Annotated in this window: 1 protein-coding gene; it reads left to right on the forward strand. The window is 72.7% G+C overall.

What is annotated here, in order from left to right:
• Positions 1-11: 11 nt before the first annotated feature.
• Positions 12-26,801, forward strand: a complete 26,790-nt coding sequence (locus ACFPIH_RS43240; protein WP_385878757.1) for a lonely Cys domain-containing protein — start codon at positions 12-14, stop codon at positions 26,799-26,801.
• Positions 26,802-26,809: the final 8 nt, after the last annotated feature.

Raw genomic sequence — 26,809 nt, forward strand, 5'->3', positions numbered from 1 at the left:
CCGGCACCCTGGTGGCCACCGCCCCCGGCATCCGGGCGGTCAGCGAAGACCGTGTGCTCTTCCAGGGGCCGGACGGCCGCTGGTACCCGCAGCGGCACCAGGCACGGACCCCGGAGCACCCGGAACCCCCGCGGCAGGAGTTCCCCGTCCTGGCCTTCGTACCCGATCCGGCGACGGCACCACCGCCCGGGCAGGGGTCCACCCCGGAGTCCTGGCTGGCGCAGGCCTTCGCAGTGCTCACCGAAGCCCACCAGCTGCGTAAGCCCCTGACTCTGAGGAGCGTCTTCGCCTCCGCCGGCTGGACGACCTATCCGGGCGCGCTGGGCTTCATACTTCCCTCGGGGCTCGCCGGGCACACGCCCGGGGAAGCACCCGTGTACCCCCTCAGGACCCATTCCGAACCAAAGCAGGTCCTGGCCTCCACACCCGGCGTTCTGGCGGTCCTCGACCACGGCCCGTTCTTCCGCGGAGCCGACGGCTTGTTGTACGGGAACGGGCGACGCGCGGTGTCCGAGCAGAATCCGAACCCCGCGATGACCGAGAGACCGGTGGTGGAGTTCGTGCTCGACCCGGCGGCGGTCCTGCCCGGGGAGTCACGACCCGCCCTCGGCTTCCTGCTGGAGCAGCTGGCACTCGGGCGGGCCGCGCTGGTCGAAGCCCACCAGGGGGACCGTCCGTGGACGGTCGCGGAGATCTTCGCCGACATCGGATGGCGGACGGAGGAGGAGGCCAAGCGGATCCAGCTGCCTCCGAACACCACCGGCGACGGCCATACGCTGTTCCCGCAGGCCACGATCGGCGTGGAGACGGTCGGTCTGCGGGCGGCACATGACTGGATCATGAAGCAGAGCCTGCTGCCCCCGATCTTCCAGATCCTTTACGCCGCCCGGCAGTTCGGCCAGGGCATGACCGCCACTTTCGTACGGGACGCGACAGGCAACCCGGAAGTGGCCAAGGCCCATGTCCCGTTCCTGGCGGTGCTGGCCGACGTCGACGAGGTCTGGGGCTACGGCTGGCTGCTGTACACCCATGTGGGCGCTTGGCCGCTGTCGAAGGCCCACGGCAGCGGGCTGCTCAAGAACGCGATCCCCGGCGCGTCCCGGACCCCGCTGGCCGGCGATCCCGACCGGCCCGACGAGCCGGGAGTCCTGGAGTCCCTCCGCCCCCGCACCCGCGAGTTCCTCGACCGGCGCCACGACACGATCCGTGAAGTCTTCGAGCCGTCGCTGGCGGAACTCGTCAACCGCCACCGGCGGGTGGTCCTCAAACAGGCCGAGGACCAGGACGTGCGGGGCATCCTCGACGAGCCCGCCCCCCTCCTGACCGTCGGCGAGTACCTCACGGTGACGCTGCGCGGCCTGGGCGCCCTCCCCGAGTTGCAACGGGTACGCGACGAGTTGCGCCGGCGGCAGAAGCGGGACGGGCTGCCCCCGGACCTGGCGACCGCCGTCCACCTGCGGGCCACCGGCATGGAGGGCCACAGCCAGGTGGACAACAGCCTGGGGGAACACCTCGACCCCCTGATGCTGCTGGAGATCCGGCAGACCCTCACCGGAGAGATCACGGCGACCGACGACAGTCTCCTGCGCACCGTCGAGGAGTTGGCGACGCTGTCGCGGGCGATCCACGAGCGGGCGGTCCGGCTCCGGGAACCGCTCACCGACGAGGCGCTGCGCGACTCCGTCAGCCGGATCGTCGGCCATCCCGTGGTGCGGGCCTTCGCACCGTTCCTGGCCCTGGCCTCCACCCAGCTGCTGCCCACCACCGACGGGAACGCCCGGCCACCGCTGATGATGTGGCAGGCCCAGCCGGTCGCCGAGGCGCTGGCCCTGGTCGCGCTCGGCACCCCGCTGGCACCGGGGGTCCAGGACCGGCTGCGGAAGGTGCTGCGCGCCGTCGCGAGCGCGGCCCAGGTGACCAAGCACCCGAAGGCACTCACCGAGGAGGCACGGAAGCAGGTGCTGGGCGTGGTGCGGGACGCGGCAGCGGCGCTGCCGCTGCTCGGCCCGGCCGGCTCCGTGTCCGAGGTGGAGCAGGACACCGACATGCCGGACGCGTCAGACCCGTCCGACGCGCCAATGATCCCGGACAGCGTTTACTCCTACAGTTCGTCGGGCCCGTCCGACCCGAACACCCTGAGCGAGATCCTGGACCAGGCGAGCCTCGCCGGGGAGACGGCCGACGCGCGGACGCCGGACACCGGGGACCCGGACACCGGGGAGGCAAACCCCGACGGCGGCCTCGGTCTCGACGCCGACGTCCGCACCGCCTTGACGCGGCTCCTGTCCCAGGACCCGGAGCACGGCCAAGGCCCCCTGACCTCGGCCGACGTGGACGCCATGGCCCGCCAGGTCCTGCATCTGCCCGCCGACGCCGAGGTGGGCGACACCGTACGGGCCGAACTGACCGCCCTCGTACGGGACGCGGCGCCCCAGGGCTACGCCGGCAACCTCGCCGCGCTGGGCGCCCACCACTTCCGTACCACCCTGGCCGACCACCCCATCACCCTCAACGGAATCGAGCAGCCGGGCCGCAACTGGACCCCCATTCCCGATCTGGACCTCGACATCACCCGGGTGGTGAACCGGCCGACAGGAAAGCCCGTCACGGTGGACGAGGCGCCGTGGAACGGAGTGCCCCTGACCCTGGTGTCCGACGAAGGCGGACCCGACGGGGTGCGCGTGCCATGGCCCGGCGGGGGACACCGCTGGATGACCGCCGCCGAACTCGTGGAGTACCTCGTCGTCGAGGCGAAGAAACTGCCCGCCGACACGAAGATCCTGCTCGCCTGGCCCGAAGCCGGCGGCCTGGGGCTCCGCCTGCCGCGCCTGGTCGCACACCGGACGGGCATGACCGTCCTGGTGAACACCAGCCTCCTCACCACGGCTCCGCCACCGGCCGACACCGGCACAGGCACAGGCACGGGCACCGACACAGGCACGGCTGACACCGACACCGCGCCGGCCGGCCGCCGTGTCCTGACCGCCTACGGCGAGACCGGCAAACCGATCGGCGACTGGCTCCCCGTCCACCCCGGCGAGTGGCGCGACCCCGACCCGGACGACGTACCCGAGTGGTGGGAGGCACTGTGGCTCACCCGCACCATCGTCTCCACCGACCACCAGCACACCGGTCGGTCGTCGTACCAGTCGACCGAGCCCGACTTGGAGACCAGATACGACCAGTTCCGCCACCTGCGGGACCACGAGGGGAAGTACCACTACAACCCCGTGACGGACGAAATACTCGACCAGTACGGCCCCGCACCGAAGTCGGACTACTTCTACTACGGTCACGGCCAGCCCGGCGCCACCGACGTGCCGCTGATCGACCGCCGTGTCGTCACCGTGCCTTGGGCGAAGTTCGCCAGAGCCCTGCGCCGACGGCCCAGCGTGAGCGCGCTCAGCAAGAAGAGCGAGGCCGCCATGGCCCGGGGCGAGGAACCGCTGGAGTTCTTCCTGGGGCCCTGCTCCGCCGACGGCGCCACGGATCTGCCCATCGACGCGGTGTGGGCCCCCGCCTCCCCCGACGCGTTCGTCCTCGACGAGCTGGCGACCATCTCCGGCACCCAGCTCACGGCGAACGAGACCCGTATGAGAGTCAACTCCAACGGCAATCGGATCGGTGCGAACCTCACCGAGAACGGTCGCTACTCGCACGTCCAAATGACCGATATACAGGGCCGGCGGGGTCGGTCGCGGATTCCGTGGCCCGAGCCGCTGCCCCCCGAACTCGCCGTGCGGGCCCGGGTAGCCGGGCTGCACACCGGACCGGACCCGGTCTCCCCCCTCGATCTGGACGCCACGTTGCGCCTGGTCCGGACGCTGCGCAAGATCTTCGGCGACGATGTCGACACCACCGACCGCTATCCGATGCTGTGGAAGGCGATCGGGGCTGTGGAGCTGCTGCGGCGGGCGGACCCGGTGCTGTCCAAGGCCGCCCCGCACTTCACAACGGACCTGCTGAACCGGGTCGTACTCGCCAATCAGCAGGCAGGCCCGGGAACCGAGCCGACCACGCTGGGCGAGCGGGAGTTCGGCGACACCCTGATGGCGGCCCTCGGACACCATCGGCGGGCGGCGGGGGAGGTGGCAGCGGGACGGACGCCTGTCCCGGCCGGCACACTCAGCGGCTTCGCCGGCCTGCCCCTGGTGGTGCAGGTCGCACTGGAGCACGGAAAACCCGCCGAAGCCGAGATCCGCGCGGTCCTCGGCCTGGACCCGGAGTCGGAGCCCGAGATCACGAGCCTGCACCGCTCGCAGTACTTCTGGACCCAGGTCCGGACCCAGGAGGTGTACGACCGTCAGCCCGACCGGGACGCCTTCGAGGCCCGGATCCTGCACCTCCCGCAGCCCGACCCCAGCCAGTCGACACGCGCACGTCAAACGGTGGCCAAGGCCCTGGCCACCCGCGACACGTTCGACGTGAACGCGCTCGCCGCCGCCCACCTGGAGTTCGAGGGGCTGCTCGGAACGGACAGCCTGATCAAGGGCGACGGCATAGCGGGCGGCCGGAACCTCGCCGGCCTGGACCTCACCGGCCAGGTCGACCTGACCAAGTGGCGGGTGCCCGCCCCTGCCCCTGACTCCCTGGGCCTCGACTTCCCGTCCACCGACTTCCCGGACGACTTCTTCCTGGACCCCTCCTCCGCGCCCGCGCCCGATTCCCCGGACTCCCTGGTCTCCCGGGACTCCCTGGGCCTCGACTTCCCGTCCACTGACTTCCCGGACGACTTCTTCCTGGACCCCTCCTCCGCGCCCGCGCCCGATTCCCCGGACTCCCTGGTCTCCCGGGACTCCCTGGAACCCCTGGACCCCGACCTCCCGCACGGCGACTTCCCGGACGACTTCTCCCTGGACCTATCCTCCGTCCCCGGTTCCCCGGGCCCCCATGCCTCCCCGGACCCGGGTTCCACCGGCCCCACCACCCCACGCACCCCGTGGCGGACGGTACCGCTGCTGGCCACCGCCGTGGCCCTGGGCAACGGACGGCTGAAGATCCGGCAGCCGGACGGGCCGTGGTACGAGGTGTCCGAGGAGGAGTTGCTGGAGCTGCTGGCCCGCGACCCCGAAATCCACGGCGCACAGCTCAGCATCCCGCTGATGATGGGGATTTCGGAGCTCGGCAGGCTCAATCCCGAGCTGCCAGGGAAGGCGCTACGACGACTGGGCCGCCCCATTATGTTCACGGATGGCCCGTTCGACCTGGTTCGGCCCCAGCCGGACGGCCCGCTCATGATCGACACCACCAGGTCGTCCACCATCGCCTGGAGGGAGCTGAGTCCTGGGAACGGACAGGGCCCCGTCATCACCATCCACTCCCACAGCTCCTCTGGCCGACCCGCCCCGACGGCCGAAACCGCGCCGCCTCCCCCTGCGGAGACGCCGGTTCCGGTGCCCGTGTCATCGGCGCCGGAGTCCGTGTCGCCGGAGCCGGAGCCGGAGCCGGAGCCGGAGCCGGAGCCGACACCGCCCGCGCCACCCGCACCCCCCGCCCTCCCGGAGAACGCACCACCCCGTACGGAACGAGCCCCCCGCACCGAGGAGGCACCGCCGCCCCCCGCACCCCCGGCGCCCGTCACCACTCCGGCGGAGGGCAACACCCCAGCCCCGCCAGGGCGCCGTACCGTGCCCGAAGCCGCCGGCACCCGGATCGACGAGGAGCTGAAGGCCCGCCGCCCGTCCCGGGTGGACTTCTCGATGCTGCCGCCGGCCACCGAGCGGAGGCCCAGTGTCTTCGCCGACGGAAGCCGGATGCCCGGCTACCTGGACGGGCTGCTGCCCCTGTCCGAGGACGCCGACACCGAGACCGACACCGGGACCGACACCAGTGTCGACCCCCACGCCGACGCCGAACTGGACGCCGACCTGGACGTGGAGGCGGAGGTGGGCGGTGTCGTCTTCGGTTCCGGGCGCGTCGTCCTGCGCGGTACCGAGCAGACGGCGGACACCATCCTGGGCCGGCTGGCCAAGAACCCGGACACCCGGCCCGCCGAGCCCAACGCGCGCGACCGCAGGCGCCACGCGTCGGCGCGGACGCTCGACCAGCGGGTGCGCAGGGCCCTGGAGTCCGACTCCCGGGTGTTCTTCCGGGACGGGGGCCACAAGTTCACGTACACCACCGAGTCGGGCCGGCTCCGCACCCTGCACGTCAGGGCCCGCCCGTACGCGACCTGGGAGCGGTTCTCGGACGGCGCGGAAGCGGTCAAGGTCGACAACGCGCACCGAACACAGGCCACTACCGGCTCCGCCAAGGTGGTCGCTCAGACGCTGATGGCCGGCCCGGGCGTCCCGCTCGGCCCGCCGGCCTGGCCGGTGGCGCCGTTCGGCCGGATCGTGCTGCGGATCGGCCGCAACCGGGCGGTCATGTTCGTGGCCCACGACCAGATGCAGGTCCAGTCCGAGACACGGCACGCCGACGCCTCCCATCTGCACCTCGACGACGTGTACTTCGATATACGGGTCACCGACGCCGAGCCCGCGAAGCCGGCCCGGCGCGGTGTCCTCGGCACCCCTTGGCGGGCCCGGCCCGCGGTGGAGCGACTCGCCGACAGCAGCTTCGCGTTCGGCCTGCGCAGGGGTCTTGGGCTGCGCCTGGCGGACAGCCTGACCGTCAAGCGGACCACACCCCCGCTGCGGGCCCCCGCCGAGCTGGCGCTGGGCCCCGAATCGGACTACCGGCTCGTCCGCACCGAGGACTTCGGCCCCGTCCAGGCGATCCACAAGTGGGCGGTGAACCGGATCGGTGCCGTGCCGGACTCTCCCGCGCACCTCACCATCGACAAGCTGTTCAACGAAGAGTCCATGAAGGAGATGTCGGGGCGGCTGACCCGGTCGATGGGGGTGAGCGACCCGCTGTTCACCGACGACTCCCACACCGAAACGCAGGGCATGTTCGTCATCGACCGGTTCGTGCCCGGCCGGGCCGTCCCGGCGAGGGACAGCGACAAGGCCGCCATCTGGGAGATCGGTCAGGTCACCGTCAAGAACGAGCGCAAGCAGTCCAAGTCGTGGTTCAAGGACATCATCCTCGCCGTCGGCCCGTCGATCAGCTTCAACCCGATGGCCTGGCTCGGCGACATCTTCGGCTGGGACGAGGCCCGGCTGCGGATGCAGTTCGGCCCCACCTACCACTACGGGCACAGCTCGGGGCGCAACACGATGACCGGCGGCACGGGGGCCGAGAAGTCGATGGGCGCCGCGAAGGAAATGCCCACCGTCCTCTACAAGGTCGAGAAGACCATCTATGTACGGCTGGTCGGTGACCCCGAGCCGACGCCGTTCGTGACGTGGAGCCTGGACCGGATGACGGTCACCGAGGCGCGGCGGCTGGCCGGCTGGGACGACGGGACCGCCCTGCGCGGGGCGAGCGGCACGGAGCCGTACGCCCCGGCCTATCTGACGACGGATCACCCGCCGACGCTGGGTGGCAGCCGGGTGGAGCAGTTCCTCCACGCGGACGGGCGCTTCACCAACCCGGTGGCGGTGCCGCCGCCCGGCACCGGGACGGCCGCCACGACGGCCCCGGCCGTGGACACCGAGCCCACCGTCCGCGACGCTCCGGCCACCACGGCTCCGGTCACCACGGCACCGGCCGTCACACCCGTCACCACCGACGAGCCCACCACCGCACCCGCCGTCACCGACGAGCCCACCACCACGCCCGTCACCGCACCCGCCACCACCGACGAGCCCACCACCTCACCCGTCACCGACCTGCTCACCACCGCCCCAGCCCCAGCCCCAGCCCCAGCCCCACCCCCGCCGGTCACCTTCCTGGACGCCGCCACCAACCAGGTCCTGGCCGCGCTCGCCGACAAGTACCCGCACATGGTGGCCCGGATCTCCGACCTCGGTGACCCGAAGAAGTTCCGCTCCACCGCCGTCTACAACAACGTCCTCCAGAACACCACGACCGTGATCAACACGCTCGCCCATCACATGCTGGCAGGCAACCTGAACCTGACGCTCCAGCAAAGCCTCCACCTGGCCCTGTCGGAGCGGGGCAGGATGACCACCACCTATCGCCACATCGAGCTGGACATCGAGCTGACCGGCCGTCGCTACGAAGGCACCCAGCAGGACCTCGGCCTCACCCACACCACCATCGGCACCAGCAGGGTGGACGGCTCCCGGCAGGCGGTCCAGAGCGCCGAGGGCGGCTTCGAGTGGACCACCTCCTCCCGCAACACCGCGACCGACAGCGAGGGCAACCCGGCCAACGCGGTCACCGCGCGGACCGGGGTCCAGGGCGGGGGGCAGCGCCGGGACAACACCGTGTACGGGGCGACCGCCACCCACGAGACGGAGCTCGCGCGCCCGGCCCCCTCCCATCTCTTCTCCTACGGCCTACGGCTGACGGCCCGCTCCGGCGGCTTCTGGCGGTTCCGCGGCCTCTGGCGGGGTTCCGTCTCGCTCGGCCTGCTGGGCACCGAACTGTTGGGGTTCTGGCCGCAGCGCACCGCCGACCTGATCGGGGGCGAGGCGGGCGACCCGATCAGCGGACGGGTACTGCTCAGCGTCGCCGACGCCGAGATGCCGCACCGGGACCCGCACGCCGCCGGGGCATCCAACCCGTACCGGCCCGAGCCCCCCGTGCCCTCCCCGGACACCCTGCTGGACCCGGCCACCAACCCGGCCGAGGCCCCCGACCCGACCCGGACCACCGTGCTGGACCCGGCCAGGGCCCGCCGGCTGAGCAGCGGTCTGCTCACCGACGAGGACCGGTCCCCGGGGCAGCGGCCCACCGACGAGGACCGGTCCCCGGGCCCGCTGCACGGCCAGCCGCACGAGACGCTCACCGTGCTGAGCACCAAGGGTTCCCCCACCCTGGTGGACGAGGCGCTGGCGGAGGCCTCCAAGGGCCTCAGCGGCCAGCTGCTGCGCCGCGAATCCCCCAAGGGCGCCTGGCAGTTGACCCAGCAGGGGGCACCCGAACACGACGCCGCCGTGCGCTCGCACCGGCCGCAGTACCTGACCGCCGACTTCGACCAGGCCGCCGGCCCGATGGGCTCCCGGGTGACCGGCCTGTTCGGCAAGGGCCCGTACGTCGACTGGCTGGCGACCGTCGTCCACCAGGTGCGGATCACCGGGCTGCACGCGCTGGGCCGCCCCGTGCCGGTGGCGAGCACCACCACGATCAAGTCGTCCTCCCAGGCCGGCGGTTCGGCGGTTCGGACCACCTTCCAGCAGGCCGGCACCACCTTCCTGTACGGCCACTCTCACCCAGGTGGGCCGGTGGGTACGTACGGGATCATGCTGCGGCCCTGGAAGCGGGCCAAGGGCTGGTCCCTCGCCACCACCCGCTCGGTCACCTCGGGCCTGGGCCTGGTGCACGGCGGCATGCACGTGCTGACGGCCGGCGACGCGGTGCACGAGGTGGCCGCCTCGGTGCGGACCACGGGCCTGCTGGGGCCGCTCGTCCGCCATCTGCCGGGCGTGCCCAACGGTGTCGCCGGCCGGCGGCAGCTGGTCCCGGGCGGCTGGCTGGGCTATCTGCCCGAGCGCGTCGCCCACCGGCTGAACCTGCTCAAGGACGGCCTGGCACCCGCGCCCGAGTACGCCGGGCGCCCCTGGCGCCAGCACGACTGGTTCCGGTCCCGCCCGTTCGCCGCGTATCCCGTCAACACCCTCGACGCCTCCAAGGTGCTGGCCGCCATAGACCGCCAACTCAGCGACCTGGGCATCGACGACACCGGCCGGGAGAGCGTGCAGCACCTGCTGTCGGGGCGGATCACCCGGGCACTGCGGCGCGAACTGACCGGCTCCGGCCACTCCGTGCCCGTCCGCATCGGCGGCCCCGGCTGGCGCAGCGTCCGCATCGGGGGCCGCAATGTGCGGGCCCGGGTGGAGCTGGTGCCGGTCGCGGACGGCGAGACGTTCGTCGGCCTGTGGCCCGGCACCGAGACCGAGGACGGCCGGGCCGCCACCACCGTGCTCACCGTCGGCACCACCGAGAGCCGGGGCAGCGACATCGGCACCGTCATCACCGAGAACCTCCACACCGGCAGCACCATCGCCCCCGCCGCCGGCCCGGCGTTCATGGAGACCGGCTCGACCCGGCGCCAGCTGTCCATCGAGGACTCCGCCACCCACACCAAGACCTGGAAGGCCGTCTCGAAGGGCCCGCACGCGGAGTTCCAGACCCGCTACCGGCTGCGGGTCACACTGGAACTGGGCGAGAAGCGCGGCACGGCCGACGTCCCGTCGGCCCGGCACCTGCGGCGGGGCACCGTCCAGACCCCACCGGTACCCGACGGGCAGGGCACCACCACCACCGCCGCCACCACAGCCACCACCGCCGCCACCACCGCACCGGTGCCTGAGACGCGGGGCGCCCTCCCGGCCCCTCCGGCACATGACGAGCCGGCCACCACCACGCCGCCCCCGGCTCCTGACACGGCCCCCGACACGGCTCCCGCCCTGGCCCGGGCGAACACCGCTCCCTCCGTCCTGAGCAGTGCTCCCCCTGTCGCGGACACCCGCCGCCGCATCCGCGTGGAGGAGGAGATCGGCTCCATCACGGACTTCATCCCGGTGAGCCTCGTCCGCCCCGGTGCTCTGCCGGCCACGGGCACGGACACCGGCACGGGTACGAACACCGGCACCGCCCCCGACCCCCTCAGCCCCCCGGAGCCCACCCTCCCCGCTCCCTCTCTCACCGTCCTCACCGGCGGCGACAACCCCACTGTCGCCAAGAACCCCACCGCCGCCATCACCGCCTGGGCCACCACCACCCAGCCCGACGGCACCCGCCGCCCCTTCGAGCTCCCCGAGAACGGCATCGTCGTCCGCGATGTCATCGGCGACGACCGGGTCCGCGCCGCCGCGACGGTCGCGCTCGGCAAGGCGTACGACAACCGGCTGGCCGGCACCAGCGGCACCCTGACCGGCCCGGCGCTGGACAACGCGCTCACCCAGGCCCTGCGTACCCCCCTCACCGCCGAGGGCACCGGCTCCGCCCAGGCGCTGGAGGACGCCTCGGGGCCCGGCCCGCTCAGCGCCTTCTTCCACCAGACCTCGGCCGCCCGGGGCGGCTACCTCACCGACGGCCTGACGGAGAACAGGTTCACCGACCACGCGTCCGGCTCCCTCGCCCTCTACACCCGCCCCGACTTCGGCGCCGCCACCCTGCTCGCGGTCACCGACGACACGGCCCTGGAGGCACCCGAACTGTTCGTGCTCGGCACGGCGGTCGAGGCGGCGCAGGGCACCACCCAGAACTCGCTCATCGGCGGCACCCCGATCCTGCGGTCGGACGCCATCGGCGGGTCCAACCCGATCGTCAGCGGCACCGGTGCCGACACCGCCGACGACGACGGTCAGGTGGTGGTCCAGGAGGTCGGGTACCAGGAGCACGTGAAGCCGCCGAGAGGCCGGACCTTCCTGTTCGCCGTCCCGACCACCTGGCTGGCCGTCGCCACCGTCGACCGGGACTTCAAGGACGGCCCCGTCCCCTCCTGGATCCGGCGCCACACCAAGGACGTCTTCGGCAGCAAGCCCAAGGCCGGCGCCGTCGAGGCCGGGACGCTGGTGATCGCGTGGGTCCGCGAGGACGTGGCCCGGGACCTCGGCCTGATCACCGACACCAACTTCCCCAAGCGCGTCGGGGAGGCCTGGGACGAGGTCACCAAGGCGGCCAAGACCTGGACGGACGCCGACACGGAGTACCTGGCACTCCGCCGCGAACTCCCCGACCTGCGGGAGACCGCCGAACTGGCGGTCGCGGCCCGGTCGGTGGCCCGCAGACTGCACAAGGACACACAACGCGTGTGGCGCGCCGAGTACGCCGACGCGAGACGCGCGTACAACGCCGACGTGTCGGCCGCCACCGCCGCGATCCGCGCCGCCACCGCCGCCGAACCGGGCGACACCGACCCGTCCGGGGAGTTCGCCGAGCAGCTCCGCACCGCGACCGACCGGGTCACCCGGGCCCAAGCGGAGGTCAACGACGCGCTGCTCCTCGAACTCCTCGTCGCCTCCCCCGCCGTCACCGAGGCGGCGAAGCAGGTCAAGACGGCCCGCGCAAAGCTGACCGCTGCCATCGAGGGCGTCAAGAAAGCACGGGAGGCCGAACGCGAACGCCTGATCGCGGTGGCCGCCCTGGCACGCGCGGAACGACAGGCAGCGGCCGACGAACACAGGCAGGCGGCCAAGGACCTGCTGGCCACAACGACCCTGGCGGTGAACACCACCCGGGGGGCCGTGGAGACCCGGCTCCAGAAGATCCAGGCGCAGCGGGAACGGGCCGAGACGGCGGCCGAGGAGTTCCACCGGGTGCGGGGCGAGGCGGACCGGCTGACCCGCTGGCACCAGCTGCCCGCCGACCCGGGCACGGGGACGACGGGGACGGGCACCACCGGCACGGGCACGACCACCGGTACGGGCACAGGCACCGGCACCACCGGCACCACCGGCACCACCGGCACGGGCACGACCACCGGCACCACCAGCACGGGCACGACCACGGGCACAGGCACAGGCACGACCACGGGCACAGGCACAGGCACGACCACGGGCACGGGCACCACCGGCACCGGCACGGGCACGGCCGCCCCGACCCGGGCCGGGCTCCCGGAGCCCACCGTGACCGCCGCCGTCGCGCCGACCCCCGACCCCGACAAGGTCTCCGAGCCCGCCCCGGAGCCCGCCTACCAGCGCGTCACCATCGACCCCGACCCCGACACCACCGCCCCCGCCCCCTCCGGCATCCCCGCCCTGACCGGCCCGGACGGCCGGACCCACCGTCTCGTCGACGTCCCCAAGGACGGCAACGCCTTCTTCCACGCCCTCGCCGAGGCCCGTGGACAGGGGGAGACCGCCGCGACGCTCCGCGAGGCCTTCGCCACCCAGCTCGCCGACCTGCCCGACAACTCCCCCCTCCTGGAGCGCCTGGCCCCGGACCGCCCCGACACCTTCACCGCCGCCGAACTCGCCGACGCGGGGCTCGACCTGGGCGTCGACACCCCGCAGCGCCGCGAGTTCGACGCGCTGGGCGTCATCCCGGACTCCGCCGGCGGCACCCCCGACCGCACCCACCGCCCGCTGAGCCCCGCCCTGCGCCAGGCGCTGGCCGTCGCCCAGCTCCGCCGCCCGGCCGACGCCGACCGCGAGACCGGCTGGAACCACGGCACGGCCGACCTGTGGCCGACGCTGGCCGCCCGGCTTCCCGTATCCACCGGGCACCCCGGCGTCCGGATCGTGACGGAGGACGGCTACCACCACGACTTCGGCCCGGACCCGGAGCAGCCCCTGGGCACCACCCCCCAGGTCGTCCTCCACCTGGCCGACAAGCACTACCAGGCGGTACGGTCCGTCCCGGAGCCCGAGGGCACGGCCGTCACCCCCGTGCCGAAGGCCCCGCCCGCCGAACCGGACGAGCGGGGGCCGCTGGTGGCCCACACCCAACGGCCCTGGATCCGGCCCACGCCGACCGGCACCACCGGCACCACCGACGGCACCGCCTTCGACACCGCCGCCGATCCCGGCTGGCTCACCGACCCGGACGGCTATGTCCTGCGCCTGCTCGACCCGGGCGGCGACGGCAACCGCTTCCACGAAGCGATCGCCCGCTCCGTCACCGAACTGCGCACGGACACCCCGGACTTGACGGCCTTCCTGCCGCTCGCCCTCCGGTCGCCCGACCCCGCCGCGCCGATCGCCCCCGTCCAGCCGGCCGACCCCGCCGCGCCGGTCGCCCCCACCGCGCCCGTCGACCCGCCCTCGGTCGCCCTCACCGCCCGGATACGAGAAGCCCTCGGTCGGCTCCCGCTGCCCGACTCGGCCCGGCTGGACCCCGAAGCCCGGTTCACCCGAAAGGAGTTGGCCGACGCCGGGCTGGTGCTCACGAGGCCGCAGCGCATCGAACTCGCCCGGCAGGGCGGCCGGCTGTTCACCGGCCTGCTCCCGCTCTTGCAGGAGCACGAACGCGCCCTGCTCCGGGTCCAGCTCGTCACGGGGCGGGGCTGGGGCCCCGCGACGGAGCGCCTGGCCGCCGAACTGACCGTCCGCCACCTCGGGCTGCGTCTCACCCTTGTCCACGAGGACGGCTCCTCGGAGACCTTCGGCGACCCGTCCGTGGACCCGGACTCGCGGATCACCGTCCACGAGCGGGCCGGCGAATACCTGGCCACCGTCCCGGACGGTGCCCGCAACCCCCGGGACACCCGCCTCGCCACGCCCCCGCCGGTCGCACCGCCGGTCGTACCGCCGGACGACTCCCGGCAGACGGACGCGGCCCCGGCCCCGGCCCCGACCCCGGCCCCGGCCCACGACACGGACGTGACCAGCACCGACGCGCCCGACACGAACGCGCCCGACGGTACCGCCGTGCCCCGCACCGCCCTGCTCGACCCGGACACCGACGACTCCGACAGCGACGACTCCGACAGCGACCTGAACGACGCCGACCCGCCCGACCGGGCCCGCACCTACGGAGACCTGCACGACAGCGACCCCTTCACCCCCGCCTTCGCCGACTTCGACCTCCGGCGCCGCCCGCGCGGCCTGTCCGACCCGTTCACGGAGCTCGCCCCGGACGAGGTCCCCGTCGCGTCCACGGACCCCGCCGCCGAGGACACGACCGCCGCCACCACCACCTGGCCGACGTCTCCTCCCCGGGTGCTGACCCCGGAGGAGCTGAAGCGGCTGGTGGACAAGGTGGCACCGCTGGCGCCGAGGACACCGGCGGAGGGTGCGCCGGTGTGGCGGTGTCTGCTGCTGCTGCGCGGCTTCCGGGACGCGATGCTGAAGCAGGCGTGGCACCGTGAGGCCGTGCGGCCCGTCGGTGTGGTGGGCGGCTCGGCGGACGGCTCGGTGCGCGGCTCGGTGGACGACTCGGCGCTGGGCATGAAGGGTCCGGCGGCCGAGCTGGTGGCGGGCCCGGGCTGGGACCGGGTGGGGTCGTGGGAGGCGGTGGAGGACGCCCTGCGGCAGGCCGGGGTGGGGTCGACGGCGCTGGTGCTGGCGCGGCGGCCGGGGTCGGTGTCCCTGGAACCGGGGCAGCGGCCGCAGGACGGACTGGGGCACGCGTTCGCGGCGTACCACCTGCCGGACGGCGTGGTGTGGGTGGACGCGTCCCTGGACGAGGGGCAGCGGGTGTCGTCGACGCGGCCCGACCTGACCCCGTTCGACGTACGGGCGGTGGTGATCGATCCGTCCGGGCAGGTGGTGGCGGAGGCGCTGCCACCGTTCGTGGAGTCGTCGTCGGTGGAACACGCGCTGCTGGACCGGGCGGTGCGAGACGAGTACGCGGGCGTCGGCGCAAGGGTCGAGTACCGCTATCCGACGAAGATCAACCTCTCCGTGGACCAGCTGGGCGAGCTCGGCATCCCCCTCCCCGCCATGGGGGAGTCGCCCGATCTGCGGGGGGTGGTCCTGGCGACCGGGCCCGGGGTCAAGGTGGTCGTCGGCGTGGAGACGTTCTACCGCGACGCCACCACCGGTCTGACCGTCGACAGGGCGTCGGCGTCACACACGCGGCCGGAGTTCGTCGCGACCGCTTTCCACATCCCGGAGGTCGTCGTCGATCCGGCGGCCTCCGTCCCCGGCGAGAGCTTGCAGTCGCTGACGGAGGCGGAGTCCCGGCGGGGCCAGGTCCGTGACCGGCTGGCGCTCACGACCGCGCAGGGGCCGACGTCGCTGGAGGAGCTGCTGGAGCAACTCCCGGACTGGAACATCACCAAGGCCGGGCGGGCGGCCACCGTCCATCCCCCCGCCTCGGGCTATGACGGCCGGCCCGTCACACGGTTGACTTCGGGCATTCCGTCGGTGGGTCGCGCGCTGCACCTCAGCCAGGCCGTCGATCGGTTCCCGCACCGGAACCTGCTGCCCCTGCTCATGGCGGGGCGGAAGTTCGGGGAGCGGGCCGTCAGGGAGTTCGTCGGCCGACGGGTCCCCCGTCACGCCGCGATGCCGTTGGAACTCGTCCCGTTCCTGTCGGCCGTCCCGGAGGTGGACGAGCTCTGGGGATACACCTGGCAGGCGTTCAACCAGGTCGGCGTCACACCGGTCACCGCCACGTTCGCGCCGGCGCCCGAGAACGGGCTGCCCCCCGCCACCGTGCTGCCGTCGGCACCACTCGGCGACCTCGACGCCGCCAGGCGGGCGCTGCGGCCCGGCCCGCAGGGCGTACGGGCCTTCCTCGACGCCGACCACAACACGCTCAGCGCCATCGCCGGCGACCTGCTTCAGGGCACGCTGGAACGGCTCTCCCAGCTCCACCAGCCGGGCCGGGCCGGCTCGTTCGACTTCTTCGACACCGCTGTCGGTGACGGGCCGACCCCGCGTGAGCAGCTGACCGCCGCGCTGACGGGGCGTACCTCCCAGGGACAGCGGGTCGGCCGGAACGGGCAGCCCGGCCCGACGGACTCCGCCGGCCTGTACACCGGCGGCGGCCGACCGGCGGTTCCGCTGATCGTGGACGAGCTGCCGGCGTACACGTTCGACGGCGGGCGCATGACCGAGGAGCAGATCGGCCAGGGGCTGCTGGAGTTGGCGGCGCTCGGCCAGGGGCTGTACCAGCGGGCGGTGGCAGCCAGGGTGCCGCTGTCTCCCGAGGTGCTGGGCCAATCGGTGAAACGGATTCTGGACGATCCGGTGGTCCGGGGGTTCGCCACCTTCCTGACGATGGCCGCCACCGGCGTGCCACGGGCGGGTCGCCCGCCGCTGCGGCTGCTGGCCCCGACGAACCAGGTGAAACTGGCCGGGGTGCTGGGCCGTTATGCCCTGGGGCACCAGCGGTTGTCCGAGGATCACCCGTTGTACGAGCGGATGGCCGAGTTGCTGAAGCGGGCGTCGCGGGTGCTGACGGACGGCACCGTGCAGGCCGGTGCCGTCCATTCGGCCTTCGCGGAGGCCGTCGGGAGCGCGGAGCGGGCGCTGCGGGAGCTGCGGGCGACGCCGGAGCGGGACAGGATCGAGTGGCCGACGGAGATCGCCGCACGGAACGGGGACCTGGTCCCGGTGGACCGGTTGCGGCATGCCGCTCACCGGAATGGGGCGGATGAGCTGGTGGGCGTGTCGTCGCGGCCCGAGCCGAGCTGGCTGGGGTGGCCGGAGTCCTACGGCCTGCTGCCGGGAGTGACCCACCTGACGGAGGTGCGACTGGCGTCGTCGCCCGACGACACAGGCATGGCGTTGGTGGAGACCGCCCCTCGGAAGGCGCCGTTCGACCTGCTGTTCCTGCTGGGTCTGACCGGGGACGGAACGTCGGCGACGCTGCTGTCCGAGGACGGCCCCGAAGTGGAGTTCCCTTACGAGGGGGTGGTGGACTACCTCTTCGCGCAGGTTCCGGAGCTGACGGCGGCGCCGGAGGGCACGCAGGTGGTGGTGATGGGCGCCGACGTGGCGGGCCCGCACGCGCACGGCCGTGATCCGCTGGAGTGGCTGCTGGCCGGGGAACTGCTGGCCGAGGGGGCGGGACGGTGGATGTGGGCCTCCGCCCAGGGCCTGGAGATCGGGGTCGGCTCGCGGGTCGAGGAGGTACTGGACGAGGACGGTGACGACAGTACGGAGCTGACGACCTCGCTTCAGCTGGCGGAGGGCGACGAGCTGGCCGGGTTCCGTCTGCAGCCCACGTCGGCGGAGCTGGCCTGGTGGACCGAGCGGGTGGCCGGTGACCGGCGCCGGGTGGAGTACGTGCGGCGGGGTTGGCGGGCGGTCCGGATGGTGTACGGGCCGTTGCTGGAGGACGACCGGCCGACGTTCGAGGCCCTGCTGCGGGGCTTCGACGCACTGGACCAGTGGCGGGCCGGCCAGGGCGACCCGCTGCCACTGACCTGGCATGGTCTGCGTAACCTGGTCGGCGCGTTCTCCAACCAGCCGGGACAGGTCACACCGTCGTTCGCGGAGGCGCTGCCGTCCCTTCTCCTGATGGCCGCGCGTGACCTCGGACTGGACGTGGAGGTGCTGGCCGGCCTCCGTCCGACGCCCAGCCATGTGGCGGTGCGGGCGTGGGAGGAGGCTCCGGCCCGGCCGACGGCGGACCCGCGAAGTGCCGCCGACGAGCCGGAGGACTCGCCGATGGACTCGCCGATGGGCTCGCCCATGGACTGGCCGATGGATCTGGAGCCGGCCGACGCCGACACCCCGGCGCTCCAGGTGTCGCCCGCGCCGCCCACGCCGCCCGTACAGCTGGTACCGGAGCTGCCCACGCTCGACAGCGTGGAGGCCCGGGACGAGCGCATGGCGCCCCGGAGCGCGAGCACCGAGGCCGGGCCTTCGACCGCAGCCCCTGCCCCTGCCCCTGCCCCTGCCCCTGCCGTCGCAGCCGTCGACGAGGCCGCCGGCCAGGTCCCCGCCGCGCCCGTCCACCCGCAAGTGGCCAGGCCGCTCCAGGAACTGCCGTCGCGGACCCTGTGGGCCTTCACCTCCCACTCACAACTGCCCGCGCAGACGAGGCGTGACCTCCGGGAGATGGCGTTCCAGATCGTGCTGACCGCTATGCGGGACCAGGGAGCGAAGGTCACACGGTCGAAGTTCCGCGTCACCGGATTCGGCAGCGTCCACGGTTCCGGTGACGGTGGTGCGATGCTCGCCAGCCGGGTGCACGAACTGCTCGACGGCTATCTGGACTGGGCGCTGAACACGCTCCAGCGGGGTCTGCCCGACACCTCACGGCTGACCCTGCGGGACTTCCCGATCGAGGAGGAAACGGGTGGCGGCAAGCCTTCCCGCGAGCTGGCCGACGAGTTCGATCTCGCCCCTCAGCAGTTGCTGCGGCAGGCGATGGTGGAGATCATCTCCTCCCCGGCCGCGAAGGCCGTGGCCAAGCTGGACGTGCTGCGCGGGAGCGACACCGACCTGAGCGGTGGCCCCTTCGACCTCGACGCGGTGGCCCGTCGCGTTCTGCGACTCCCAGCGGGCGCGCCGGTGAGCGGGGACGAGCGGAAGACGCTGTTCGGGCTGGTCCGGGCCGCCGGAGCGGCCGGCCCCCTGGAAAGCCTGGCGGACCTGGCGGCGGCCGCCGAACGGCTGTATGAGAGCGGTCCGGACGCCCTCGGCGACCTGTCGGTGTTCGGGTCCGATGAACCCGACAGAACGGCCCCGGACGCGTTCGGGGGCCCCGGTCCCGTACCCGCCGTCCGGCAGTCGGCGCTCATCGCGACGCTCGACTCGCTTCCGGCGTGGCGGCTGATCACGGTGGAACTCCCGAAGGAGCGGAATCGCAGATGGAAGCCGCTCCAGAAGGAGATGAGGCCGCTCCGGGTGTTGGCGTTCGAGCTCGCGTTGGCCCACCTGCGGGGCCAGGATCCAACAGTCGACATCGCCGCGTACGGCAACTCCGCGGTCAACAAGGACCGCGCGGAGGGTGTGTCCACGGTGCTCACCGGCTATCTGGGCGAAGCGCTGACCATGCTTCAGCAGGCTCTGCCCGAGAACGTGTCACCGGTGACCGTGCGGGACTTCACGATGATCGCGAGGGCGGGCGGCCGGCACCCCTCCCCTGCCACGGTCGATCTGCTCGGCATGCGGCTCCAGGATTTCGCGCGGAAGGCGACCGTAAGGATCACCCTCTCCCCGGATGCGGCACCGACGTCGGCCGATCCGCGCATTGCCGGGCCGCTGCGGGAGCTGCCGCTGCTGACCGCGGTGGCGTTCGACGACCACGCACGGCTGACCACGAAGGCGCAGACCGACCTTGAGGAAATGGGGTACAAACTGGCGCTGACCGTTCTGCGGGACCAGGACGCGAAAGTCACGCCGCTGTCCATCCGCGTCACCGGGTACGGCAGCCTGCTCGGTTCCGCCCATGGCGGGGGGAACTTCGCGAAGCAGACGTCCAATTTGCTCACCGGCTATCTGGACAAGGCGCTGAAAACGCTCCAACGGGATCTGCCCGAGAACACGCCACCGCTGACCGCGCGGCGCTTCCTCTTCACCACGACGACAGGTGGCAACCAGCTGCCCGGTGTCGTGGTCGATCAGCTGGGTGCTCCCTCTGAGGATCTGCTGCGCCGGGCGGTGGTCGAGGTCATCTCCGCCCCGGACGCGGCGGCCGTGGCCAAGCTGGATGCCCTGCGGGGGAGCGACACCGTCCTGAGCGGTGGCCCCTTCGACCTCGACGCGGTGGCCCGCCGCGTCCTGGGACTCCCGGCGGGCACCCCGGTGGACGCGGACAAGCGGGAAGAACTGTTCGAACTGGTACGGATCGTCGAAGCCGCCCGGCCGCTGGAAAGCCTGGCGGACCTGGCGGCGGAGGCCGCCGAGCGGCCGCGCGAGGGCGGTGCGGATGCCCTCGGCGACCTGCCGGTGTTCGGGCCCGACGGAACAGCCCTGGACCCGGCCCTGGGCATGGACCCGGGCATCGGCCTCGGCATCGACCCGGGCATGGGCATGGACCCAGGCATCGACCCGGGCATGGGCATCGACCTCGGCATGGACCCGGCCCTGGGCATGGACCTGGGCATGGACCCGGCCCTGGGCATGGACCCGGGCATGGACCCGGGCATCGGCCTCGGCATCGACCCGGGCATGGGCATGGACCCAGGCATCGACCCGGGCATGGGCATCGACCTCGGCATGGACCCGGCCCTGGGCATGGACCCGGGCATGGACCTGGGCATGGGCATCGACCCGGGCATCGACCCGGCCCTGGACTCGGCCCCTGGCTCGGCCCCGGACCCGGACTCCGACGCCGAGCAGGCCGTGAGCGGTCATCCGGGCCCAGCAACCGCCGCCGGCGGTGCCACCGTACGGCCGACTCCCACCGCGGCGGCCTACCCGCGTCCGTCGTGGCAGCTGAGCGCGGTGGACTTCTCGAGGGAGAAGAAGAACCTCAGGGAGCCGCTCCAGCAGGCGAAGACCCACCTCAGAGAGGTGGCGTTCGCCATGGTGCTGGCCCGGCTGCGGGGTCAGCACTCGGCGGTCGAGATCATCGGGCACGGCAACTCCCGTGTGGACAAGGAGCGTGCGGAGAGTGTGTCCAGGGTGCTCACCGGCTATCTGGTCGAGGCGCTGACCGCTCTTCAGCGCGCGCTGCCCGAGAACGCGACACCGCTGAGCGTGGGGGACTTCACGATCAACACGAAGGCGGCCGGTCGGCACCCCTCCCCTGCTACAGCCCAGTTGCTTGGCATACCACTCAGTGAGTTGGCACGGCAGGCGACGGTCGAGATCACCCTCTCCCCGGACACAGCGGCCCCCCTGATCGATCCGCGCCTTCCCGGGCCGCTGCGGGAGCTGCCGTTGCTGGCCTCGGTGGCGGTCGACAACCGCGGGGACCTGACCCCTGAGGCGGAGAGCGAGCTTGAGCGGATCGCGTACGAGGTGGCGACGACCGGTCTGCGGAACCAGAGCGCGAAGGTCACGCCCCTGACCTTCGGGATCACCGGGTACGGCAGCTGGCTGGGTTCCGGTGATGGTGGTGCGAAGTTCGCGGACCGTGCGTCCAGGAAGTTCTCCACGTATCTGGAAAAGGCACTGTACGCACTTCAGCGGGAGCTGCCCGAGGCGACCCGGCTGACCGCGCGGAACTTCAGGACCACCTCGAAGGCGGGTGGCGACTGGCCCTCCGTTGCCGTGGCCGATCAGCTGCATGTCTCCCCCGAGGCTTTGCTGCGCCACGTGGTGGTCGAGGTCATCTCCGCTCCGGACGCGGCCGCCGTGGCCAAGCTGGATGCCCTGCGCGGCAGTGACACCGAGCTGTGGGGTGGCCCCTTCGACCTCGACGCGGTGGCCCGGCGCGTCCTGGGACACCCGGTGGACGCCCCGGTGGACGCGGCCAGGCGGGAAGAACTGTTCGAACTGGTACGGGTCGTCGAAGCCGCCCGGCCGCTGGAAAGCCTGGCGGACCTGGCGGCAACCGCCGAACGGCTCCGCGAGGGCGGTCCGATCACCCTCGGCGACCTGCCGGTGTTCGGGCCCGACGGAACAGCCCTGGACCCGGCCCTGGGCATGGACGCCGGCATGGACCTGGACACCGCCCCGGGCTCCTCCGGCGCTCCCGCCCCGAACGATGGGCAGCCGGCGCGCACCACCGCCGTCGACCCGCCTCCGGCGGGGCAGCTGATCGCGGTGGAATTCCGGAAGGACCCCAAAACCCCCACCGACCTGCTCCAGAAGGCGAAGAACGACCTCGGGGAGGTGGCGTTCAAACTGGCGTCGGCCCGTCTGCAGGGCCGACGGTCGACCGTCGGCATCACCGCGTACGGCAAACCGCCGCTGGACATGCGGCGGGCGGAGAGCGTGTCCGAGGAGCTCGCCGGCCGGCTGACCAGGGCCCTGAAGATTGTTCGGCGAGCTCTGCCGGAGAACACCCCACCGCTGAGCCTGCGGGACTTCACGATCACCCCGACGCCGGGTGGCACAACCCCCTCCGCCGACACGGCCAGGCAGCTCCGCCTGCGGCCTCAGGACTTGCTGCGCCGGGCCACGGTCGAGATCACCCACTCCCCGGACACGGCGGAGTCGCCTGGGGATCCGCGCCTTCCCGGGCCGCTGCGGGAACTGCCGCAACTCAGCCTGGTGGCGCTGAACTCCAAGGCAGAGGTCAGCACCAACGCCCACAGTGACCTCGATGGGCTGGCACTCCACATGGTGTTGACCGGTATGCGGAACCGGGCCGTGGATGTCGCGATACCGACGATGCTCACCACCGGCTACGGCGATGAGTACGTCCTCGGGAGGGCACCGCGTGCGGCGCGTGCGTCCACCGCGCTCACCGAGCATCTGACCAAGGCGCTGAGCGTACTTCAGCTGGGTCTGCCGGCGGACGCGCCACGGTTGACCGTGGACGACTTCACGACCTCCACGGAGCCGTTCAACAGGCACCCCTCCACCGACGTGACCGATCAGCTCGGTGTGCCGCTGGAGCAACTGGCGAACCAGGCGACGCTCAGGGTCATCTCCTCTCCCGAAGCGTCGGCCGTGGCCAAGCTGGACCTCCTGCGCGGGAGCGACGCCGACCTGCGGGGTGGCCCCTTCGACCTCGACACGGTGGCCCGGCGCGTCCTGCGACTCCCGGCGAGCGTGCCGGTGGGCCCGGCAGCGCGCGGGGACCTGTTCGGGCTGGTACGGGACGCCGTGGCCGCCGGGCCCGTGGAAAGCCTGACCGCTCTGGAGGAGACCGCCGCACAACTGCGCGAAACCGGCGGGCAGGATCTGCCGTACCTGGACCTGCTCAGCATCAAGCAACGGCAGGTCGTCGCACTCGCCGTCAAGGGGTACGACAACGGGGACATAGCCGCGATTCTTGGAATTCCCGTCAAGAGCATGGAAATGCGTCTCGGCCGGGCGCTCCGGAAACTGGGCATCGAGCACCGCGACGAACTCGCCGTCCGGCTCGCCATCCCGGACGGACGACCGGCTGGTCCCGGACCGAGCGGCGGCGCGCCCGGGACGGGCTCCGAGTCGGGCTCCGCGTCGAACTCCGACTTGGGGGCGATGGACTGGGAGCCCTCGGAGCGGGGGGCGTCCCGGGCGTCGTCGGGGCAGGCGATGCCCGGCCTGGAGATGACCGCTCCAGGGGTGTTCACCGCGCCGGTCGAGCCGCGGCCGGCCGCGTCGCGCGCCGACGAGCCGCTGAAGGCGCTCCCGGAGCTGACCCCGGTGGTGTTCTGGGCCGAGGGAACGGACCTTCTGCTCGGGGAGCAGGCGTTCGAGGTGGCGCTGGCCGGTATGCGGAACCGGCGGGCGGGGGTCGCGCTGCCGGTCGTCCAGAGCATCGGATGGGGCCCCGACGGCACCGCCGCCGGCCGTGCGCGGGACCTGCACCAGGCGTTCACCGGCTTCCTGGACGACGCACTGCGCGTTCTTCAGCAGGGGATGCCCCCGAGCGGGCAGCGGATGACCTCCCGGGACTTCGTGACCTCCGAGGAGGCCGCCGGATGGCCGTCCGAGGAGGCGGCCCGGCTCGCCGGTGTGCCGCAGGAGTACCTGGCGCAGCAGGCGGCGGTACGGGTGATCCTGCCGGAGGACGCGGCGGCGCTGGAGAAGCTGGACGTACTGCGCGGCCGTGACCGGCGGTTCCGCGACGGTCCGCTCCGGCTTGATGTGGTGGCCCGTCATGTCCTTGGCCTGCCGGCCGGCGTGCTGGTGCACCAGGCCGTGCGCCAGCGGCTGTTCGGGCTGCTGCGGGAGGCCGAGCAGGCCGGGCGGGCCGGCAGCCTGGCGGAGCTGGGGGCGTTCCGCCTCGAAAGGGTGGGAGCGGCCGGGGCGGACCGGAGCAAGCTCTTCACGGTGGGGGACGACAGGCACCTGGCTGCGGGGATCAACTGGCTCGGGCCGGACGTCATGGGGTCCGCGGACGCCCTGCACCTGGACACCGACTGGAGCGATGTCCGGGAGCCGCAGCCGGACGGTTCGCTCGCCGTCGGCGCCGCTCCCCGGCGGAGGACGCCGTGGCCGGAGGGGGAGGTGCCGTACGTCGTCGCCGCCGACGGACGGGAGGGCAAGGTGGTGGTGCGACCGCCGTACGGTTCGGCGGAGGATGTGGACATCGAGGAGTTCATCGAGCTCCTGGCCGCTGCCCTGACCCGGGCCGCTCTGCCGGCGGGCACCCGGGTCGTGCTGGCCGTCCCCTTCCTGGGCCGCCACCGCGAGCGGTTCCAGGGGCTCGCGAACCGCACCGGCCTGGAGTTGCGGCTGCACAGCGGCGAGGTCACGGTCGGCCTGCGGCCCGACGGGACGGGCGGCATCGACACCGTCGCCGGACGGGAGGGCGTCCCCAAGGGCACCTGGCTCACGCTCCGGCCGGGCCAGGGGCCCGTTCTCGACAACAACATGCCCGGCTGGTGGGCAGATGTGGTGACCCAGCCCCTCGCCGACCCGGTGACCGGCGAAGTGACCGGCGACGCCTTCTTCAGGCCCAGGGAGTTCGCGGAGAGCTTCGAGGACGAGGACAGTCACCTCCGCGAGGCGAGGAAGTTCGTCCACTTCAACATCGCCACGAACGAGCGCTCCTCGCGGCGCCCGCTGCCGCGCCCGGGTCCCGAGGACCAGCCGTTCTCCGAGGACAAGGCGCACGCCGTCTCCGCGCACGGCAGAAACGGCTTCATCGAGCTGATCCTGCGGGACATGGCCACCGGCGAGCTGAGTGTTCTCCTCGTCGACGAGGAGGAGGCGGCCGACTGGGTCGCCTGGAAGATCTCGCATCTGTCCGAGGACCACTGGATCGACATCGTCAGCTGCTCGGTCGGGACGCCCAAGAACCGCGCCGTGCCGCTCCCCAAGGCCGGAAGCCCGGCCCTGCACAGCGTGTTCGTGCCCGATCCGCTGGCGGAGGCCGCGCTGGGACAGCACATCGCGAACAGGGCACAACGCTGGGTGCGTGCCACCGAGGGCCCGCAGGCGATGTCCGCCAACAGCAAGGGCAAGTACGTGCGGTACATCGACACCGATGCCCAGGGACGGCGCCGGGCGGTCGTCCTGTTCCGGCCGGAGCCGCAGGGCGCGGACCTGGACCTGCTGACACGGGTGGCCTGGCCGCACCTGGGCTACGGCCCGGTGGCGGAGGCCGACCGGGAGCGGACGCTGCGTCTGGTACGGGCGCTGAAGTCGGTGTTCGGCATCCGGGTGCAGGACCGTGCCGACTTCGGGGAGCTGCTGTCCGGGGTGGCGGCGGTGGACGACATGTGGCGGGCCGACCCGGAGTTCCGGACGGCGGGTCCGCCGAGCCCGGATGACATGTGGCTGGACGACCAGGAGTTCCAGCGGATGAGCCCGCTGACACTGGACCTGTTGGAGCGGGTGGTGGCGGCGCATCCGGCGGCCGGTGGGCTCGGACTCGACCAGGAGGTCGCCCACCGTGTGCTGGTCGCGGCGGCGCGGACGCGGGCCGCCCGCTATGAGGCCGGACTGCCCGAGGCCCGGCTGAGCGACTTCGTGACGCTGCCCGACGCGGTACGGGAAGCCGCCGACTGGGTACGTTCGGGCGCCATCACCGGCGAGGCCGTCGACGCCCTGCGGCTGTCCGGTCCCGATGCGGTGGGCCCGGCGGAGCTCTCGCGGATGTTCTGGGCGCGGGTGAAGGCCGGGGAGACGGTGGACGAGGCGGGAGCGGACGTGGACGAGCTCGCCCGGCAGGTGCTCCATCTGGCCCCGAACCACACCGTCGACAGGCCGGAACCGGACCGGTTGCGGAGCCTGCTCACCCAGGCGTTCGCGGCGGGACGGAACGCGTCCGACCCGGACGTGGCGGCCACCTACCACCTGGAGAAGCTCGGCCTCTACGACTCCACCGTCCTGACCACGGAGCTGGCCGGGAGGACGGGGAGCGGCCGGGGCTTCACCGGCCCGGTGGGGGAGACGGTGAATCTGGCGAAGATCCACACCTCCGCCGGCCTGGTGGACGCGCCCTGGCTGCACGCCACCGAGGTCCCGTATCCGACGGGCATCCAGGTGGACCCGCAGAACCCGAACCGCCTGCTGGTGACCTTCGGGTCCTGGACGGTGAACATGTCGGGCCATGAGTTCCTGGAGGTGATGGGACACGACCTCGCCCTGCTGGGCCACGGCCTGGACACCGCCGTCATCATCTACGGGCAGGGGCCCGGCATGCGTGAGCTGGCGCAGTGGACGGCACAGCATCTGGGCCGTCACGTGTGGTGGACGGATGAGCCGACGGCCCTGGCCAAGGGGAGCACGCAGGGAGCTCCGGTGCTCACCGCGCAGGGCGGATCCACGGCCGATGGAGGCTGGCAGCTGGCGCTGCCCGAGACGCTCCCCCTTCCGGAGGACGCCCCGCCCCCTGTCCCCCGGCCGTACCCGCTCCCCGGGGGGCGGGCATCGGAAGCACGCGACAGCGAGGACAGTGACTCCAGTGACTCCAGCGACTCCGGTGATGACAGCGACTCCAGCGATTGAGCGAGCAC

Origin of the sequence: Streptomyces vulcanius (assembly GCF_042653945.1) — a bacterium.
Lineage (GTDB): Bacteria > Actinomycetota > Actinomycetes > Streptomycetales > Streptomycetaceae > Streptomyces > Streptomyces mangrovi.